This window comes from Saccharicrinis sp. 156, assembly GCF_050589685.1.
Classification (GTDB): Bacteria; Bacteroidota; Bacteroidia; order Bacteroidales; family Marinilabiliaceae; genus Saccharicrinis.
On the sequence record NZ_JBNGOS010000032.1, the window covers coordinates 11,304 to 32,117 of the forward strand.

Here is a 20,814-nt window from a genome sequence, read left to right on the forward strand (position 1 = left end):
ATGTTTTTTCCGAATTATTTTTTAGTTGTTTTTTTGGTCGTAGTCTTTTTAGCAGCTGTCTTTTTTGCAGCTGTTTTTGTTGTTGTCTTCTTGGCCGCAGCTTTTTTGGCAGGTTTCTTACCGCCATCTTTTATCAGCTTTTGGCAATCGTCAAACGTTAGTTTTTGAGGATCGGTGTTCTTTGGAATTTTATAGTTCTTTTTTTGGTAAGATATGTATGGTCCCCATCGGCCGTTCAATATCTGTATTTCCGGATCTTCGTCGAAACTCTTGATAAACTTCTCTCTATCTGCTTTTCTTTTTTCCTCAATAAGAGTAATGGCTCGATCCAATTCTATTTCCAAAGGATCGTCTATCCCCTTTTTAAGGGAAACAAATTTGCCGTCGTGACGTACATACGGACCAAACCGACCAATTCCGACCACCACTTTTTTATCCTCGTAAAGTCCTAAATCGCGCGGGAGATCAAATAGTTTAAGCGCCTCTTCCAAGGTTATCGTTTCCAAATGCTGCCCTCTTTGCAAAGATGCAAACTTTGGCTTTTCCACATCTTCGTCTTCACTGCTCTCGCCCAATTGCGCCATTGGACCATATCGCCCAATTTTCACGATAACCGGTTTACCCGTTTTAGGATCTTCACCCAGCTGGCGTTCCCCTGTATTTCGTTCAGATGTTTCCAAGGTTTCTTCAACCTGCCGATGGAAACTTTTGTAGAATTCGTCGATAGATTCGTTCCACACTATTTTACCCAGGGAAATCTCGTCGAATTCCATCTCCACCTTTGCGGTAAAGTCGTAGCTTACGATATTCGGGAAATACTTCATCAAGAAATCGTTCACCACCATTCCCACATCCGTAGGAAACAATTTATTTCTTTCGGCACCCGTAATTTCTGTCTTTTGCTCGGAAACCACCTCGTTATTTTTTAAAGCCAGGTATTGGTAAGGCCGTTCTTTACCCTCTCGCTCCTCTTTAACAACGTATCCCCTATTTTGTACCGTAGAAATAGTTGGCGCATAAGTGGAAGGACGACCGATGCCGAGATCTTCCAGTTTTTTCACCAAGGAAGCTTCCGAGTAGCGAGCCGGCTTCTGGCTCCACCTTTCGCGAGCCTCAATGACCTCATAAGCCAACGCATCACCTACTTTCATTGGCGGCAACAGGCCCGAATCTTCATCTCCTTCATTTTCCCCCTCATTTTCCGTTGACTGCATGTACACCTTTAAGAAACCATCGAATTTGATGACCTCCCCGGTAGCCACAAAATGTTCAGCTACACCATCCGCCTTAATTTGAACCGTTGTTTTCTCCAACTGGGCATCACTCATCTGCGAAGCAATGGTGCGTTTCCAAATAAGCTCATACAACTTTTGCTCTTGTTGAGAACCCGAAACCGTTGGCTTGTCCAGGTAAGTAGGACGGATAGCTTCGTGAGCCTCTTGCGCCCCCTTACTCTTGGTTTGATATTTTCTGATTTTTAGGTACTCCTCACCCATTACTCCTGTAATTTGGTCACTCGCCATTTTAAGTGCTGTATCAGCCAAATTCACGGAGTCGGTACGCATGTAGGTTATCTTCCCCGCTTCGTACAACTTTTGAGCCACCGACATGGTATGCCCTACCGAGAATCCAAGTTTCCTGCTCGCTTCCTGTTGTAATGTTGATGTAGTAAACGGAGCAGCCGGCGTTTTCTTTAGCGGCTTTTTGGTAATATCGGACACTTTAAAGTGAGCCTTGTTACATTTATTGAGGAATGCCTCAGTTTCTTCAAACGTGGCAAAACGCTTCGACAGGTCTGCTTTCATCTCCGAAACTTTTCCGTCAGCGTCGGTTACGATAAACACGGCTGTAACGCGATATGACGATTCCGGCTTAAAGGCAAATATTTCCCTTTCGCGCTCAACAATCAATCGCACCGTTACGGATTGCACGCGACCAGCAGACAAGGAAGGCTTTACTTTTTTCCAAAGAACCGGAGAAAGTTCAAACCCCACTAACCTGTCCAACACCCTTCGTGCTTGCTGGGCATTTACCAGGTTAATATTTATGTCTCTGGGATTTTCAACTGCATTTAAAATGGCAGATTTTGTTATCTCATGAAAAACAATTCTTTTAGTATTTTCAGGTGTTAAGCCCAATTCATCATACAGATGCCATGCAATAGCTTCCCCTTCTCGGTCCTCATCCGAGGCGAGCCAAACTGTTTTAACATCCTTCGCCAACTTCTTCAACTCTTTGACCACCTCTTTTTTATCATCCGAAACTACATAGGTGGGTAAGTAGTTATTGGCTATATCGATACCGAAATCCTTTTTAGCCAAGTCGCGAATATGCCCGTAGCTTGACTTCACAAGGAAATTCTTGCCCAAAAATTTTTCAATGGTTTTTGCTTTGGCAGGAGACTCGACAATCACCAAGTTCTCTTCACTAATACTACTTTTTTTTGCCATCTACTATAATATATTAACGCTCAATTATATCTACACATCACTCTAAACAAGGCAATTAGCAATAACACATTAAAGCATGGGATTTAATCCATGCCCGCCATACCGTTGTTAAAGGCGTCAAATTTAAAAAATTATCCTTACAATACTAAAATAGGTTCCCTTTATAAAGTAATATTAATGTTTAACATAGAAACAAGAAATCTACTCTTGATCATAACTTTCGACAACTATTCTGCGTTTATGAATATTAAAATGGCATTAAAAATGCAGGTATTACTAAAATTGCTAATTTTACCGCAAATTTTCAACAAACAACAATTATGCGCACTAACAACAAAGGAATCAAAAGACTGCTTAAATGGTTTTGGGGAAGCATATTGGCAGGCTTACTTTTAATATTTCTTTTATTTTTTTTAATAGCTCTGGGCTATTTAGGCGTAATGCCTTCGTTTGAAGAATTGGAGAATCCCAAAAACAGTCTGGCCACCGAGATCATTTCGGAGGACCATAAAGTATTGGGTAACTTTGCCATAGAAAACAGGACCTTTGTCGATTTCGAAGAACTTTCGCCATATATTGTCAACGCTCTTATTGCCACCGAGGATTTACGTTTTTACGATCACTCCGGGGTTGACCCGAGAGGGTTGGCAAGGGTTGCTGTTAGAACCGTTATTATGGGCGACAAAGGATCAGGTGGTGGCAGTACTATCACGCAACAGTTGGCGAAACTTCTGTTTCATGAACCCGCAAAAAATATTTGGGAACGAGGATTACAAAAACTAAACGAATGGGTTATTGCGGTAAAACTGGAACGCAGTTACACCAAGAACGAGATATTAACCATGTACCTCAACAAGGTAGGTTACATATATGATGCCTATGGAATTCAGTCGGCTGCCCAAACTTTTTTCGGTGCCACAACGGATTCCATTAGAATTGAAGAGGCCGCAGTACTGGTCGGAATGCTTAAAAACCCTGCCCTTTTCAACCCCATCAGAAGAAAAGATACCACAGAATTTAGACGCAATGTGGTTTTAGATCAGATGCGCAAGGCGCAGTTTATCAGCGAAGTGGAATACGATTCACTGAGGAACATTCCGCTAACCTTAAAATTCAGAAGACGAGACCATAAGGAGGGTGTCGCCCCGTATTTTCGCGAATACATCCGTTTAACCTTAAACGCCCACAAACCGGAAAGGGCAAATTATCCATCGTATTTAAACAATAAATTTATTGCCGATAGTATTGAGTGGGAAAACAATCCGATGTACGGCTTTACCAACAAGAACTTAAAACCTGACGGAACAAAATATAATATTTACAGAGATGGTTTAAAAATTTACACTACCGTAAATTATAAAATGCAAACCTATGCCGAGAATGCTTTAAAAGACCATCTGGCCAACAATCTGCAAAAAGCTTTCTTCCAGGAGAAGAAAGGAAGGTCCAGGGCTCCCTTTACCCATGAAATTACTGATGAGCAATACGAAAGCATCATCAACAAGGCTATCCGAAATTCGGAAAGGTACCGGATTATGAGAAAAGCAGGCATTAAAAGAGATTCGATTATGAAAGCTTTTAAAACACCTGTTGACATGCAGATATTCACCTGGGAAGGCGAAAAAGATACGGTATTGACCCCACTGGATTCAATAATACATATCAAACACTATTTGCGTGCCAGCCTTTTCTCCATCGATCCGCGTAACGGTCATGTGAAAGCTTATGTTGGCGGCCCCAACTTTAAATATTTCATGTACGACATGGCCACCAAAGGTAAACGCCAGGTGGGTTCAACCATTAAACCTCTTGTGTATACCCTGGCCATGCAGGAAGGGCACACCCCCTGCGACCTGGTACCGAATATACCTCAAACCTTTGTTTTACCTGATGGAAAAACCTGGACTCCCCGCGATGGAGGTAAGCGTCGAAAAGGAGAGATGGTTACCTTAAAATGGGGCTTGGCCAATTCAAACAACAATATATCGGCCTGGGTAATGAAGCAATACAATCCGGAGGCAGTTAGGGACATGATTCATGAATTGGGAATACTAAGCCCTATGGACGCAGTACCTTCGCTCTGCCTGGGAATTCCAGACTTCTCGTTAAACGAGATGGTGAGTGCCTACAGCACGTTTGCCAACAAAGGTGTACGCATTGAACCGATGATGATTTCGAGAATCGTAGATCGATACGGCAACGTCATTGGGCAATTTACACCTAAAAAGAAAGAAGTAATCAGCGAGCATACGGCATTTTTGATGCTTAACCTGTTACAGGGAGTTGTCAACGGTGGTACCGGCACAAGACTGCGTTACACCTACGAGTTTACGGGACAAATTGCCGGAAAAACAGGTACCACACAAAACCATTCCGACGGTTGGTTTATCGGAGTTACCCCAAATCTTGCCACCGGAATTTGGGTGGGTGGCGAAGACAGGGATATTCACTTTGACGGTATCAGACTGGGACAGGGAGCCAACATGGCTCTGCCTATCTGGGCATTGTATATGAAACAGGTATACGCCGACGAATCATTGAACATAACCGAGGAAGATGTTTTTGAGGAGCCTATGAACTTTAACCTGGTATTGGATTGTGACGAAGACAATAAACCTTTGACGGAAGAAGAAGAGGAGGAAGAAACGTATACCAATGGCGACGAGTCGGAATTCTTTTAACCCGGATTATGGATTGGAGGTTCGTCATGAGCATTGCAAGTACCATAAAACAAGGCATTACTAAAACGAGGCATAACTTGTCCCAATTACTTTTGGGAGTATTGTTCTGGTGAGTTGAAGTGATGCAACGAAGTGTCTTGTTTTAAAGTATTTTCAATGTGTAATAGAATTTCTAATGTATATGGCGGGTTTAATGTTGGAGTGATAATGGATAATGAACCGTGCGACGTCGGCAGGGAAACATGATATATAGGATATAACCGAGGGTTTTGTTTTGAAAGAATGCCCTCGGGTTATGCAAACAACAACTTAAAAGCTTCTTCCAACTTGCTTACTTGCGTTACCTGAATATCGTATTTTTCAATATCCAATCCCTTGGTAAATTTCGGTATGATGATTTGTTCAAAACCAAGCTTGGAGGCCTCACCTATTCGTTGCTCTATTCGTGTTACGGGACGAATCTCACCGGAAAGGCCCACTTCGCCAGCCATGCAAATATTGGGAGAAACCGGAATATCAATATTGGACGAAAGTATGGCAGATACTACCGCCAAGTCGATGGATGGATCATTCACTTTTATTCCTCCGGCAATATTTAGGAAGACATCTTTTACAGCCAATTTAAAGCCCGCTCTTTTTTCCAAAACAGCCAATAACATATTTAATCTTCGCAAGTCGAAACCAGTAGCAGAACGTTGTGGCGTTCCGTAGGCTGCGGTGCTCACCAAGGCCTGTGTTTCAATTAAGAATGGCCGCATCCCTTCTATGGCGGCAGAAATAGCCACGCCACTCAGATTATCGTGATGATGAGACAATAACAATTCGGAAGGGTTGGTTACTTCACGAAGCCCATTCCCCAGCATTTCAAAAATTCCGATCTCAGCGGTTGAACCGAAGCGGTTTTTAATCGACCTTAAAATTCGGTACATATGGTTACGGTCACCTTCAAATTGAAGTACCACATCCACCATATGTTCCAATACTTTTGGCCCCGCCAGATTCCCTTCTTTGTTGATATGCCCTATTAAAACTACGGGCAAATTTGTTTCCTTGGCCACCCTCAATATGGATCCGGTACATTCCCGTATTTGAGAAACACTTCCCGGTAATGACTCCATACTCCCACTGCTTAGTGTTTGAATGGAATCCACAACCAATAAATCCGGGTCCACATTTTTAATATGACCGAGTATCTTTTCCATCGAAGTTTCGCTAACCACCAAACAGTTCTCACTTCCCTGATGGATTCTATCCGCCCTTAACTTAATTTGCTGCGGACTTTCCTCCCCGGAAACATAAAGCACCTTTTTAGAACCAATTCGCAATGCCATCTGCAAAACCAAGGTTGATTTTCCAATACCCGGTTCTCCTCCTACCAATATCAACGACCCCGGCACCATACCGCCACCAAGCACTCTATCCAACTCCATATTTGAAGTGTTTATCCTTGGCAAGTCCGAAATAGGAACGTCTTTTATTAGTTCTGGCTTAGTGGCAACGGTCTCAAAGAAATTTTGTGTTGAAGCTGTTTTGGCATTGGATTTAACCACAACCTCTTCCACATAGGTGTTCCATTGCCCACATGCGTTACACTTACCTACCCATTTAGGCGATTCCGTTCCACAGTTTTGGCAGACAAATACAGATTTAGTTTTGGCCATGTAAATCAAACTTTTAGATTATAAATAATAGATCAGAAGATATTCGGGAATCGGCATTCCAGAAAGCAATTGACACTGTGTACGTCCATAAGAAATGTTGACGTATTTTTTTCTTCGATCCCCATTCCTCCGCATACATCCGGTTTCTTCTTCTGTTCAGGCAAAAAGGGAAGAACCTGTACTACTGCAAACTGATTCCGGCAACGGCTTACCGCTCCTTTTTTTCCTGGGCGATCTTGTCGATAATATCGGTAGTTGAGAACCCATCCACAAAGGTGATGGTTTCAACCGATCCTCCTCTGCCAGTGACTATATCGTACCCCACAATATCTTCCACTTTGTAATCGGCTCCTTTCACCAACACATCGGGCTGAACTGTTTTTATTAATTCGTAAGGCGTGTCTTCATCAAAAAACACAATTAAATCAATAAACTCGAACGCCGCAAGTACTATGGCCCTACTTTCCTGATCAACAATAGGGCGCGTTGGACCTTTGATCCTGCTCACCGAGCTATCGGTATTCAAACCTAACAATAACCGGTTTCCCTTTTCTGCCGCTTTAGCCAAATATTCTACATGGCCGCGATGCACGATATCGAAACAACCATTCGTAAACACCACTTTTTCGCTGTCCAACTGCCATTGGCGAACTATTTCGGCAGCCTTACCTGCATCTACAATTTTTGACTTAAATGAAACTTCTGACATACTTTTGTGAATCAGGGGTTGAAAATATGATGATTTCTCTTTTGCCCACAGATCCTGACGTAACAATCAGAATATTACAGCAAAGATGTTAAAGGTTTTCTTTTGGAAACCAATATTCTGCGTTAATTTTTTTAATCTGTGCCAAACAAAGGGAGTAATTACATTGTATTAACTTTCTATGGTTAGGTGATATTTTAGGGACTTCCTATAAATAGCAAACCCCGGAAGCACCGGGGTTTATCTGAAACAATCTTTTACACCAGCATGTTTGTTTCTGTGTGCGGAAATACAAACTTAGGTTTAAATCCTTTGGCTTCGTCGAGCTCCATCATGGCATAGGTAATAATAATGATCACATCACCTACCGCCACTTTTCTGGCCGCGGCTCCGTTCAAGCAAATCACACCAGAACCTCTCTCTCCTTTAATAACATAGGTTTCCAAACGTTCACCATTGTTATTGTTTACTACCTGTACTTTTTCGTTTTCAATTATGTTGGCTTCGTCCATCAAATCTTCATCAATGGTAATACTTCCCACGTAATTAAGGTTAGCCTCAGTAACGGAAACATTATGTAGCTTAGACTTTACAACTTCAACGTACATCCTGAAAATTTTTGTAAATCAAATTATCAATCAATCTTACTTTATCTGCAAATACGGCAATACAACCTACAATATACTCACTTTCGTTCCAATCATCAACAGGTTGTAATGTATTTCCATCTACAATATTAAAATACTCCAATTTCAATATTGCAGAGTTGTTTATCTTATCGACCACAAAATTAATAACTTCTTTTATATTTTTTGTGCTCATTTGTTCTTTTGATTCAAATAATGTTTTGGAAATCAATACCGATTCCTTGCGTTGTTCAAGATTTAACCTCACATTACGGGAGCTCATCGCCAATCCATCCTTTTCACGAACTATTTTTCCAGGAATTATATCGACAGGGTAATTTAACATTTTGGTCATGGCTTTTATAACGGCCAACTGTTGAAAATCCTTCTGGCCAAAAAAAGCTTTGTGCGGCTGCACCAAATCAAAAAAGCGACTTACTACCTGTGCTACACCATTAAAGTGACCAGGGCGACACGCTCCCTCCATCACCTTATCCAACGTCCCAAAATCAAACACCCTGTTATCCTCTTCGGGATATACCTCCTCAACGGTAGGATGATAAAGAATATCGCAACCCGTACCACTTAATAACGCTATATCGTTGTCAATAGTTCTGGGATAATTCAATAAATCATCGGGATTGTTAAATTGGTTTGGATTCACAAAAACACTGACGACAACAACATCGGTACATTCCCCTGCCATTTTAACCAAACTTAAATGACCCTGATGCAAGGCGCCCATGGTAGGCACAAACCCAATCTTTTTCCCGGAAGATTTATGTTTCTCAATTAATCTTTTAAGTTCCTCAGACTTAGCAACAATATCCATATCAATTTTTCAAAAAACGCCGCAAAGTAAATAATAAATTCTTAACTATAAAAGCATAAAACCCACAACTTGATCTAACAACCAATTCCAGACACCATTCAATTAATAAATCTTCTTGTTTTCAGCTGACATACAGCACTTACAACATATGAATTGTTGACAATAAAATTCCATGTCTTTGTTTGAGAACTTTATTTTTGTTAATTTTGCAGCCTGTTACAATTTTCATAAAGCAATTATCACCAACAAATAAGATGGAAAAAACAAAGGTTTTATTTATTTCCCAAGAAATCACACCCTATCTTCCCGAATCAGAAATGTCCAAAATAGGCCGCTATTTACCGCAAGGCATACAGGAAAAAGGAAAAGAAATCAGAACATTTATGCCTCGTTTTGGCTGTATCAATGAGCGGAGGAACCAGCTACATGAGGTAATCCGTTTATCAGGGATGAATTTAATCATTGATGACACGGACCATCCTTTGATTATTAAGGTAGCTTCCATTCAAGCTGCACGCATGCAGGTATATTTTATTGATAACGAAGATTATTTCCACCGAAAGGCCACTTTGGTCAGCAAAGACGGCAAGGAGTTTGAGGATAACGATGAAAGGGCTATCTTTTTTGCCCGAGGTGTTTTAGAGACTACAAAAAAGTTGCGTTGGGCTCCGGATATTATTCATTGTCATGGTTGGTTTACCGGACTGGTTCCTCTATACATTAAAAAGGCCATGAATGAAGATCCGCACTTTGCCAACTCAAAATTGGTTTACAGCATCTATAACGACGGATTTACAAGCACTTTTCCTGACACATTCCCTGGAAAGTTTTTACTTGAAGGAATAGAAAATGATGATTTTTCAGGATTAACTCCATTTGATTTCGAAAACCTCAGTAAATTAGCCATCAATTTCAGCGACGGCATTATACAAGGTAACCCCGAAGCAAATCAGAATATCATAGACTATGCAAAGGCCTCTGGAAAACCGTTCCTTGAATTCCATAATGAGGAAACATATGTGGATGCCTATGACAAGTTTTATGATGATTTGATGGACAATTAACCTGGAAAATTCTTAGAATTTTTCACCTTTGGCTGACGTTTTATGAAATGTTGTTTTGTAAGCCAGCGTATACAAATCACGAGAGTTGTTTTTTAATCAAGGATATCCCTGATAAGGGTGAAATAATCTTATAAAAATCAGGGTTAACCCTGGCACAACCTCAGGTTGTTGTCATTCATTTGAACAAAACGGGTAATCCTTTAAAATTAAAGAAGTGCAGACACAAAATATTTTTCAATTGCGAGTGCTTCAGACACTCACATTTGCCGTTGCGGTTCTATTTTTGTCATCGTGTAACGATGACCCGGCAGAAATTGCGGCCAATCTCTTTGGGGACAACTTGATTGATACGGAATTTTCGGTATCTTCCGGCACCGAATTAACCGCTAGCAATTTTATCCTTAACGTTGAATCGCAGAACCCAGTCCAAAGCTTTATTATCGGGGAATACTCCGATTCCATATATGGACAAACCGCAGCAGGCTTTCTGGCGCAATTCGCTAATGTTACCTCCGGTTTTACCGAAGAGGCCTCTTACGATTCTACTCAGCTAAAAATTGCATATACCAGAAACAAATGGCTCGGAGATCCATATTCTAAAAATAAAATTACCATTTACGAACTCACCAGTAAGGTCCCTTCCCAAAACCTTGTGAGCACTCAATTTAACCCAAGCGGATTATTTGACGAAGCAAACCCAATAGGTGCGCTTGAGTTTATGTACGAATTAACAGATGCAGAGAGAGATAGCCTACTGACAGAAGAAGAGAGGGAATCCACATTAGAAGATGACGAAAAGCTGGATCTGGCCTGGTCCAAAATAAATAATACACGTACCTTAACCATTGACATCGATGACGCAATTGGAGCAAAGATATTCAATGCCGGCGAAGATGTCATTACCGACGACGAAAGTCTGGAACAAGTTATTAAAGGCATATATGTTAGATCTGAATCTGTTGATGGTAACAGGGGAAACCTGGGTTTTGCAAACAGCACCTCATTATACGTTCATGGCTCTTATACCTATATTCCGGATAGTAACCAAATGGATGTAATAGACACTGCCATCGTTACTAAGTCTTTCGGTTTTGGTCAGGAGAACAAAAAAATACAATTTTACAACAATGACTACACGGAGTCGGTAATAGACTTTAACAGTGCAAACGTAGATAAAATGTACTTGCAAGGCTTAGGAGGCACTATGGCTAAGGTAAATATTAGTGATGAATTTATTGAAAAATGGCGCAGTATTCTTCCCGATCCCGACGAGGAGATAGATGAAAATGATCCCATAACCAGCCTTGCATCGGTAGAGCTCTCCTTTTACATTGACATAGATACAACCATTACAGACTATAACGACAACCTACCACAGACCATTTATTTATACATCAAAAATAGCGAAGGCGAGTTTGAAAGCCCGGTTTTTAATTTAAATGCAAGTATCGAATCGGCTGCATTCTCAAATGCCGTGTTTAGCGAAACAGAAGAAGGCGCTTATAAATATACATTTACTCTTGAAAGTGGATTTTTTGAGACCTTAATTGATGATACGCCCAAATACCCTATTAACGGAGAAAGAAATTACAAAGAACTATACCTAAGTGTTGCTGATGTTATTTCTGATAACGTACACTACACATTTGACAGGGTTGCCCTTCACGGCATGTCAATTACACCAAGTGAGCAAGATGTTACCATTCAACCATCAAACATTACAATAAAGTATGTTGAGATTGAATAATAAACCCAAAATCGTTATTACGCTTCATCTAAATGCCAATCCGATGATCCAAATCTAAGCAATCTAATATTTTCTATACCGATAGCATCGGTAAGGCTGAAGCCTTTTGATATAAAGGAATTTTTAAAATTCCTAATGATAGGACTCGGGTAAATATTTCTTAAAATAAACATTAGCTGCTATCCGAATTATTGGATGGCAGTTTTTTTTATGCGATTACCTAAAATTCGTAATGGATTCCCCGGAAAATTAAATGCATCGTTTGCAGATTCTACTAAGTGCATCATCTTCATTATTCAAATATCCCCCCAAATAGCGATAAAACCTTTACACCGGATAATACACCAAGTAAACTTTATATTGGCTGTGGATATATGGGTTTACCCGAACGGAGATGACAATTCCATGTTTTCACTTTTTCGGTGATACAATACGCCACTAATTTTCTTATTTTAGCCCCGTAACAACAACTGATACTAAAGCCATGTCGTACAGAAACCTAACAAAAGATGAAACCAAAGCACTTGAAAGCCAGAACTGCATAGCCATTGATGGCTGGGATAAGGTACAGGTAACAACGGACTTCGTTTGCACTAACATAAAAAATGTCACTTTCTCAGGCAAAAATTACCTGGGTGCGTTTTATGATAAAATTCCACTGCCATCCAAAACATATGACTTTAGCGGTATATACAACGCTCGTTTACACAATTGCACCATTAAAAACAGATGTTACATTAAAAATATTGGAACTGCCATTTCCAATTACATTATCCAGGAGGATTGTATCATCCAGCATGTAGGTACATTGATGGCTGAAGGAGAATCCTCTTTTGGAAATGGAACTGAAGTTAATCCGGTAAACGAAGCCGGGGGAAGAGAAGTTATCATTTATGATGAGCTTTCCGCTCACACAGCATACCTAATGGCATTTTATCGCCATAAACCAAAATTAATAGAAAACCTGGAAAAAACTATTTTAAGCAAGGTCCAAAGCATAACCTCAAAAACAGGATACATAGGCAAAAACACCGCTATACTAAATTGTGGGATGCTTAAAAACATTAAAACAGGATCCGATGCTATTCTGGAGGGTGTTCCATATTTAAGCAATGGCTCCATCAACAGCACATCCGATGCTCCAACTTATATTGGGACAGGAGTAAATGCTGCCGATTTTATTGTCTCATCGGGATCCACCGTTAGCGACAACGCATATCTAAGGCACTGTTTTGTTGGACAAGGCTGTGAGATTGCCAATTCGTATACTGCAGAAAATTCTTTGTTCTTTGCCAACAGCCAATGTTTGCAGGGTGAAGCCTGCAGCATATTTGCGGGGCCTTTCACGGTAACACACCATAAATCAACCCTGCTGATTGCCGGATACTATTCTTTTTTTAACGCCGGCAGCGGAACAAACCAGAGCAACCACATGTACAAATTGGGTCCGGTTCATCAAGGTATCATTGAAAGAGGCGGGAAAACAGGCAGTGACTCGTACGTTATGTGGCCAGCCCAAATCGGGGCCTTCACCATGATATTAGGACGCCATTACAGCAATCCTGACATTTCCTCCCTTCCCTTTTCTTATTTGATTGAAAATGACGGGAAGAGCATTCTAATGCCCGCCCAAAACATTTTTAACGTTGGGGTTACGCGCGACGCTCAAAAATGGCCCAAGAGGGATAAACGAAAAGGTAAAAACCCGCTGGATTATGTTATTAGCGAGGCCTTAAACCCACATACAATCAACAAGATATTAGATGGCATTGAGATACTCAAGCAACTTCAGCAAAAAGCATCGCCTCAGGGTAAAAACCTGATGTACAAAAACACACAGCTTTCTTTAATCTCTATAATTCGGGGAATTAAATTGTACGAGCAAGCGTTGGTCAAATATGTAGGAGATGAATTGATTTATGCCATAAAAAGAGCGAATTTTGATAGTATTAAAAAGTCATTTGTTTATCCCGAAAACAACCAATGGGTCGATTTGGCGGGGTTACTTTGTAAAACATCTATTCTTGATGTGTTTATAGAAGAAATGGAGACCAACAAACCAAACACCGGAGATTGGAATACGTTTTACAACAAACAATTCAATGCATACAACAAGCTTAAACAAGCACACGCATTCAACGTTTTAAAACAGTATTTCAATATCGATATAGTTTCTTGCACAAACGAAGAAATATCGAACTTTGTTAAAAACTGGATGGATAATAACACAAAGGTGAAGAACTCCATTCTAATGGATGCGAAAAAAGAGTTTAACACAAAAAGCAAGATAGGATTTGGAATTGATGGCGATATTGAATCCAGAGATATTGATTTCAGTCTGGTCAGGGGAAAGGTGGAAGACAATTCCTTTGTGAAGGGATTAGAATTAGAATACGACAATATAAACAAAGAAGCAGAGTTATTAATTAATCAACTCACTAAATAAGAGTACGTGTTAAAAGCCTTTGCTTTGTCACATTACATAACGAAACAAAACAACCAAATAATATGTGTGGAATAGTTGCCTACGTAGGTGATAAAGTAGCCTACCCAATTTTAATAAAAGGATTACAACGATTAGAATACAGAGGATATGATTCAGCAGGTGTAGCTTTGGTCAACGCAGGCACGCACACCTACAAATGCTTAGGGAAAGTAAAAGACCTTGAGAATCATGCTAAAGGAAAACACTTATCCGGAACTATTGGGATAGGACATACACGTTGGGCTACACACGGAGAACCCAATGATATAAACGCCCACCCGCATACTTCCATGAACGGAAAATTCACCTTGGTTCACAACGGGATTATTGAAAACTACGCTCACTTAAAAAAGGAATTGATTGCCAGGGGATATGAATTCCAGAGCGAGACGGACACCGAGGTATTGGTGAACCTGATAGAAAATATTTATCAGGAACAAAAGGTAAACGCAGAAATCGCAGTAAGATTAGCGCTTTCTAAGGTAATTGGAGCCTACGGACTGGTAATATCCTGTGAAGATGAAAAAGACCAATTAATTGCAGCTCGTAAAGGTAGCCCTTTGGTAATTGGCGTTGGCGATAAGGAATATTTCCTGGCATCAGATGCCTCCCCTATTGTTGAATATACTGATCAGGTTATTTACATGAATGATGAAGATGTTGCCATTATAACCAAAGACGATTTAGTATTAAAAAACATTCAGAACGATGCTCAAAAGCCTAAAATACAAAAAGTAGAGCTAACCATCGACGAAATCGACAAAGGTGATTACGAGCATTATATGCTGAAAGAAATTCATGAACAACCTTCATCCATCGGAGATACTTTCAGAGGTAGAATCTCCATTGATAAAACCAAAATATTCCTAGGTGGCATCATCGATGTAATGCCTAAACTTACACAGGCCAAAAGAATAATCATTGTAGCTTGCGGAACTTCCTGGCACGCAGCCATGGTTGGGGAGTACCTATTTGAAGAATACGCCCGCATTCCCGTCGAAGTGGAATATGCTTCGGAATTTAGATATAGAAATCCGGTGATTAATGCCGATGATGTTTTAATCGCTATTTCGCAAAGCGGTGAAACTGCTGATACACTGGCGGCAATTAAAATGGCCAAGGAACATGGCGCTACCATACTGGGCATATGCAATGTAGTGGGATCATCCATTCCTCGCGAGACGGATGCCGGAGTATATACGCACGCAGGACCTGAAATTGGGGTTGCTTCCACAAAGGCATTTACTTCACAAGTTACTGTTTTAACCATGATGGCCTTTATGTTAGGAAGAAAACGAGGTTCTCTTTACGATGAATTATACAAGCAGCTGATTCATGAATTAACACTCGTTCCTGAAAAAATAAAGATCATTTTAAAGTCGGAACAATATATCAAAAGCATTGCCGAATTATACAAAGACGCCACCAACTCGCTTTATTTAGGCAGAGGGTTTTTATTCCCTGTGGCTTTGGAAGGTGCACTTAAACTCAAGGAAATATCTTACATCCATGCAGAGGGATACCCTGCTGCCGAAATGAAACACGGTCCCATTGCACTCATCGACGAAAACATGCCGGTATTTGTGTTGGCCACCAAGGATAAATCGTACGAAAAAATTGTAAGCAACATCCAAGAGGTAAAAGCACGTAACGGTAAGGTGATAGCCATTGTAACCGAGGGGGATGAAACCATTAAAAAACTGGCAGACCACGTTATCGAGGTGCCTGATTCGCACGAGGCTGTTGCACCACTTTTAACCGTGGTTCCATTGCAAATAGTATCGTACCATATCGCGGTGATGAGAGGTTGTAACGTTGACCAACCCAGGAACCTGGCCAAGTCGGTAACCGTTGAATAGACTAACAATAAAAAATCCTGTGCTTTTGCACAGGATTCACAAGATAAAAATGGTTTAGCAGTTTTTATCTTTCTTCGTATTGTTTCTGATAATACTTTTCATAGGTGCCATCTGTAATATTTGTCATCCACTCTTCGTTGGCCAAATACCAGTCAATGGTTCTTTCTATTCCCTCTTCGAACTGAAGCGATGGTTCCCAACCCAATTCATTCATTAACTTGGACGAATCGATGGCGTAACGCATATCGTGACCTGCTCTATCCTTTACATAGGTTATTAAGCCAGCACACGTTCCTGCCGGTCGATCCAATTTACGATCCAGCACTTCACACATCTTTCGGATCAAATCTATATTGGTCCACTCATTGATACCCCCGATATTATACGTCTCCCCGTTTTTTCCTTTATGATAAATCATATCAATGGCACGAGCGTGATCAATCACAAAAAGCCAATCCCTGACATTTTCCCCTTTACCATAAATAGGAATCGGTCTCATGTTTTTTATATTGTTGATGGCCAGTGGAATTAATTTTTCGGGAAACTGATTCGGCCCATAATTATTTGAACAATTTGAAATCACAACCGGCATTCCATAGGTATGGTGATAAGCACGCACCAAATGGTCGCTGCTTGCCTTTGATGAAGAATAAGGGCTGCGGGGGTCGTAAGCTGTAGTTTCGGTAAACAGTCCGGTTTCTCCCAACGAACCATACACTTCATCAGTGGAAATATGATAAAACAGTTTTCCTTCGTAATTATCTTTCCAAATATTTTTAGCCGCATTTAGTAAGTTTACCGTACCTAAAATATTGGTCTTAATAAAAGAAAGTGGATCGGAAATCGAACGGTCTACATGGGACTCAGCCGCTAAATGTATAACACCATCAAAATGGTGCTCCGCAAACAGATTGTTCATTAATTCCTCCGACACGACGTCCCCTTTGACAAAAGTATAGTTCGGCTCGTTTTCAATATCTTTCAAGTTCTCCAGGTTACCCGCATAAGTTAAAGCATCCAAATTAAAAATATGGTACTGCGGATATTGCTGAACAAACAAACGTACCACATGCGAGCCAATAAATCCGGCCCCTCCGGTAATTAGAATTTTCTTCATAGAACAATGGTATCTTTAAAATTTATAGCGTCGAATTCATTTATTCTGCAATATATCACTTCGACGGATAAAAAAAAAGGTTGTTCCCAGCGAACAACCTTCCTATTTGACGAAAACTTTGTTAAGCTCGCCTAACAAGCTATATTTTATATCCTTCTCTTAATTAATGCCTCTCACATTTTTTTCCCATTTCCAAGCCGAAGCCAAGGTTTCCTCCAGGGTTTTTTCCGATTTCCAGCCCAGTTCGCTGTTACCGTAGGAAGTATCCGCCCAAATTTTTTCAATATCACCGGCTCTCCTGCCAACCACTTTATATTTTAAGTCAACGCCGTTTACTTTAATAAATGCTTTGACCAATTGCATGACAGAATATCCTTCGCCGGTTCCTACGTTGAAAAATTCGTAGTTGGCTTTCTTTTTACCTTCAATTAATCTGTTGATGGCTACAACATGTGCCTTCGACAAATCAACCACATTGATGTAATCCCTCACCGCAGTTCCATCAGGTGTATCATAATCATCTCCAAATACACTTAATTCCTCCCGAAGGCCTGCAGCTGTTTGTGTGATAAATGGTACCAAATTATTGGGAACACCCACCGGAAACTCTCCAATCAAACCTGATTCATGTGCACCTATCGGATTAAAATAACGTAAAGCAATGCAGTTGACATCCTCATTGACCTTACAGAAATCGCGCATTATATCCTCACAAATTGCCTTTGTGTTTCCGTATGGGGATTCTGCTTCTTTACGTGGTGTTGCTTCGGTAACAGGCAATACATCAGGCTGACCGTAAACGGTACAAGAAGAAGAAAACACCAAATGCGCAATGCCATATTTTTTCATCCCTGCCAACAAATTCATTAACGAATTTAGGTTGTTACGGTAATATTCCAAAGGTTTCTGAACCGATTCGCCCACTGCTTTAAAAGCGGCAAAATGAATAATCGCTTCAATATTACGGTACTTTCGAAAGAACTCATCTGTCAAAACACTATCCGACAAATCGAATTGCTCAAAAGCAGGTCGAACACCTGTAATTTTTTCGATGTTATCCAATACCTCAATCTGAGAATTAGACAAGTCATCAACGACAACTACCTCAAATCCAGAATTCTGTAATTCCACCACAGTGTGTGAACCAATATAACCGGTTCCGCCTGTAACCAATATTTGCTTACCCATATCCTTTATTAAATAATTATAACTTCTATCGTTTGAGTTCGTAAAAATAACAAATAAACCGTCAAATCAAACATTTATTTTTATCAAATTATTGTTAAAAGCCTGTACTTAAATTATTTAAACTAGTGGGTACTTGTCGGTTTTTTCTAATTCTCAACAAGTTATTAACAGATGTTCATAACAGGACTGTACATCCATGCTTTTTTTTATTATTTTTGCATTATGCTTCATCTAGAAAAACATATCAACGACTTACTTTATTTATACGATTGTGTAATAGTTCCTGGACTGGGTGGTTTTGTTGCAAACAAACAGAATGCAGAGCTAAATGAAAAAACCGGAGTGTTCAGTCCTCCTTGCCGAAAAATAGGTTTTAACAAAAGCCTGTCACATAACGACGGTTTATTAATAAAACACATTGCCAATGCCGAGGGAATCAGCTACGAAGAATGCTACAACAAATTGACTAAGCATATCAGCATTCTTAAATTTCAACTAGGAAAAGGTGAGAGCATTGAAATTGGTTCCGCAGGTGAACTTAAAAACGATGCTATGGGCAATACCCTATTTATTCCTTCACAGGAAGAATCGTTTTCGACAGATTCATTTGGTTTAACTACCTTCCATTTTAACACCTTAGCCCAACTCAAGGAGCAAAAAGAGCCAACACGAAGATTGGTTCGAAGGACACTCAATGCGAAAAGCACCCGTCAAATAGCGGCCAGTGCTGCATTAATAATAGGTTTTTTACTGGTTACGCCAGACTTTGGAAACCAAACGCAACAAAGTAACTTCACCGGCATGTTCCCCAAAATGGAACAAACAACCATTGTTAAAAATGTTGAAGTAGCAGAAAAACGGGAAGTTACCAATGAAGAAATCACTAATCCTATTGAAGCTGAACCTGTGACTATAGCAGAAACTGTACCAGTAACAGTAAAGAACAGATATTTTATTATTGCAGGCAGTTTTAAAGTTGAACAACCGGCCCGGGTATTCCTGGGTAAATTGAAACATAAGGGCATTCAAAATGCAGAGATCATATCTTCCAATGGTCGGTTTCGAGTTTCTTTGGAAGGATTCATGGATAAGCAAACCGCGATTGACGCTTTAAATAACTATCGGGAGACCAATGGGTATAGATCTGCCTGGCTCCTGTCGCAGAAGTAATTCTTTACAAAAAAAAGCTATCCAATAATTGGGCAGCTTTTTTTTATTTTCAGAAATCCTGATTTGAGCTCAATTCAACGGACGCTGAGTGCAAATAGGTATTTCCCGCTCCTATCTTTTTATCGCCACTTTTTAAGGTGGCAACTCAAACAACGTAAACAATGTCTTTAGTTGAAATTATGCTCCGCTTTTTAAGGCGGAGTAATAGCATTAAAATTACTTTATGAGGCCTTCCGCTATCATATATTCGGCAATTTGAACTGCATTTAAGGCGGCTCCCTTCTTAATCTGGTCGCTTACGCACCAAAACGCGATTCCTTTAGGATTAGACAGGTCATTTCGTATCCTTCCCACAAAAACATCATCCTCCCCTGCCAGGTTAAACGGCATCGGATATTCATTTTCGGCAGGATTATCAATCACTGTAATTCCTTTCGTTTTTTCGCATTCGGCACGAAACTCCTCAGGAGTAACAGGTCTTTCTGTTTCTGCCCATATGGCTTCGGAATGCGCTCTCATCACAGGTACACGAACGGTTGTAGCACTCACCTCAACATCCGAATGCATAATTTTTTTCGTTTCATTATACATCTTCATCTCCTCTTTGGTGTACCCGTTGTCGGTGAACACATCGATATGAGGAATCACGTTGAACAACAGCTGATGTGCAAATTTTTCTACCGTCAGTTCTTTGTTCCCGGCAAACTCTTTCACCTGCTTTTCCAGCTCGGCCATTCCCGTTGCTCCTGCGCCACTGGCCGATTGATAGGAAGAAATATGAACCCTTTTTATATGCGAAATATTCTCCAATGCCTTTAAAGCAACCACCATTTGAATGGTTGTGCAATTAGGGTTGGCAATAATATTGCGAGGAGTATTCTTACAATCTTCGGCATTGACTTCCGGTACCACCAATGGTACATCCTCCTCCATACGAAAAGCACTGGAATTATCGATCATGATCGCACCGTGCTTGGTTATGGTTTCGGCATATTCTTTTGAAATACCACCTCCCGCTGAGGTTAGCGCAATATCGATATCTTTGAAATCATCATTGTGTTTTAATTCCTTAACCGTAATTTCTTTACCCTTAAAAGTGTACACTTTTCCTGCACTTCGTGCCGAACCAAATAAAACCAATTCACTTAAAGGAAAATCACGTTCCTCCAAAACCTTTAGGAACTCCTGCCCTACTGCGCCACTCGCACCAACGACTGCTACTTTCATT

At 40.4% G+C, this 20,814-nt stretch carries 14 protein-coding genes; 6 read left to right on the plus strand and 8 right to left on the minus strand.

The window, feature by feature from the left end; translation table 11 throughout:
- Positions 1 to 14 precede the first annotated feature (14 nt).
- On the minus strand, positions 15 to 2,450 hold the full coding sequence (gene topA, locus ACRD64_RS18295) for a type I DNA topoisomerase (RefSeq protein ID WP_430934909.1): 2,436 nt from the start codon (positions 2,448 to 2,450) through the stop codon (positions 15 to 17).
- A gap of 320 nt (positions 2,451 to 2,770) precedes the next feature.
- Here topA and ACRD64_RS18300 point away from each other — a divergent pair, with 320 nt between their 5' ends.
- Complete coding sequence (locus tag ACRD64_RS18300; protein ID WP_430934910.1) at positions 2,771 to 5,131, plus strand: transglycosylase domain-containing protein; 2,361 nt, start codon at positions 2,771 to 2,773, stop codon at positions 5,129 to 5,131.
- A gap of 293 nt (positions 5,132 to 5,424) precedes the next feature.
- Here ACRD64_RS18300 and radA read toward each other — a convergent pair whose 3' ends face one another.
- The 4 genes from radA to panC form a co-directional block, all read right to left on the minus strand.
- Positions 5,425 to 6,792 (minus strand): DNA repair protein RadA, encoded by a 1,368-nt coding sequence (gene radA / locus ACRD64_RS18305; protein ID WP_430934911.1) that lies wholly within the window; start codon positions 6,790 to 6,792, stop codon positions 5,425 to 5,427.
- Positions 6,793 to 7,000: 208 nt separating this feature from the next.
- Positions 7,001 to 7,501 (minus strand): D-glycero-beta-D-manno-heptose 1-phosphate adenylyltransferase, encoded by a 501-nt coding sequence (rfaE2, locus tag ACRD64_RS18310; RefSeq protein WP_430934912.1) that lies wholly within the window; start codon positions 7,499 to 7,501, stop codon positions 7,001 to 7,003.
- A gap of 254 nt (positions 7,502 to 7,755) precedes the next feature.
- Positions 7,756 to 8,106 (minus strand): aspartate 1-decarboxylase, encoded by a 351-nt coding sequence (panD, locus tag ACRD64_RS18315; RefSeq protein WP_430934913.1) that lies wholly within the window; start codon positions 8,104 to 8,106, stop codon positions 7,756 to 7,758.
- The gene (gene panC / locus ACRD64_RS18320) at positions 8,096 to 8,956 is read right to left on the minus strand and encodes a pantoate--beta-alanine ligase (RefSeq protein WP_430934914.1); all 861 of its coding nucleotides are present in this window, start codon (positions 8,954 to 8,956) and stop codon (positions 8,096 to 8,098) included. The genes panD and panC overlap by 11 nt, the downstream gene beginning before the upstream one ends.
- 254 nt (positions 8,957 to 9,210) lie before the next feature.
- Here panC and ACRD64_RS18325 point away from each other — a divergent pair, with 254 nt between their 5' ends.
- The 4 genes from ACRD64_RS18325 to glmS all read left to right on the plus strand — a co-directional run bounded on the left by ACRD64_RS18325 (position 9,211) and on the right by glmS (position 16,111).
- Complete coding sequence (locus tag ACRD64_RS18325; RefSeq protein WP_430934915.1) at positions 9,211 to 10,020, plus strand: glycogen/starch synthase; 810 nt, start codon at positions 9,211 to 9,213, stop codon at positions 10,018 to 10,020.
- A gap of 214 nt (positions 10,021 to 10,234) precedes the next feature.
- On the plus strand, positions 10,235 to 11,767 hold the full coding sequence (locus ACRD64_RS18330) for a DUF4270 family protein (protein ID WP_430934916.1): 1,533 nt from the start codon (positions 10,235 to 10,237) through the stop codon (positions 11,765 to 11,767).
- Between the two features lie 484 nt (positions 11,768 to 12,251).
- Positions 12,252 to 14,213, plus strand: a complete 1,962-nt coding sequence (locus ACRD64_RS18335) for a DUF4954 family protein (protein ID WP_430934917.1) — start codon at positions 12,252 to 12,254, stop codon at positions 14,211 to 14,213.
- 62 nt (positions 14,214 to 14,275) lie between these two features.
- On the plus strand, positions 14,276 to 16,111 hold the full coding sequence (glmS, locus tag ACRD64_RS18340; protein ID WP_430934918.1) for a glutamine--fructose-6-phosphate transaminase (isomerizing): 1,836 nt from the start codon (positions 14,276 to 14,278) through the stop codon (positions 16,109 to 16,111).
- A 64-nt stretch (positions 16,112 to 16,175) separates the two neighbouring features.
- Here glmS and rfbB read toward each other — a convergent pair whose 3' ends face one another.
- A complete protein-coding gene (rfbB, locus tag ACRD64_RS18345) occupies positions 16,176 to 17,228 on the minus strand; it encodes a dTDP-glucose 4,6-dehydratase (protein WP_430934919.1) in 1,053 nt (350 codons plus the stop codon).
- Between the two features lie 159 nt (positions 17,229 to 17,387).
- A complete protein-coding gene (galE, locus tag ACRD64_RS18350; RefSeq protein WP_430934920.1) occupies positions 17,388 to 18,416 on the minus strand; it encodes a UDP-glucose 4-epimerase GalE in 1,029 nt (342 codons plus the stop codon).
- A 222-nt stretch (positions 18,417 to 18,638) separates the two neighbouring features.
- Between galE and ACRD64_RS18355 the strand changes: the two genes are divergently transcribed.
- Entirely contained in the window at positions 18,639 to 19,586 is a 948-nt protein-coding gene (locus tag ACRD64_RS18355) for an SPOR domain-containing protein (RefSeq protein ID WP_430934921.1), read from the plus strand.
- Between the two features lie 216 nt (positions 19,587 to 19,802).
- Here the strand turns inward: ACRD64_RS18355 and ACRD64_RS18360 are convergent, their stop codons facing one another.
- The gene (locus ACRD64_RS18360; RefSeq protein WP_430934922.1) at positions 19,803 to 20,813 is read right to left on the minus strand and encodes an aspartate-semialdehyde dehydrogenase; all 1,011 of its coding nucleotides are present in this window, start codon (positions 20,811 to 20,813) and stop codon (positions 19,803 to 19,805) included.
- Position 20,814 lies beyond the last annotated feature (1 nt).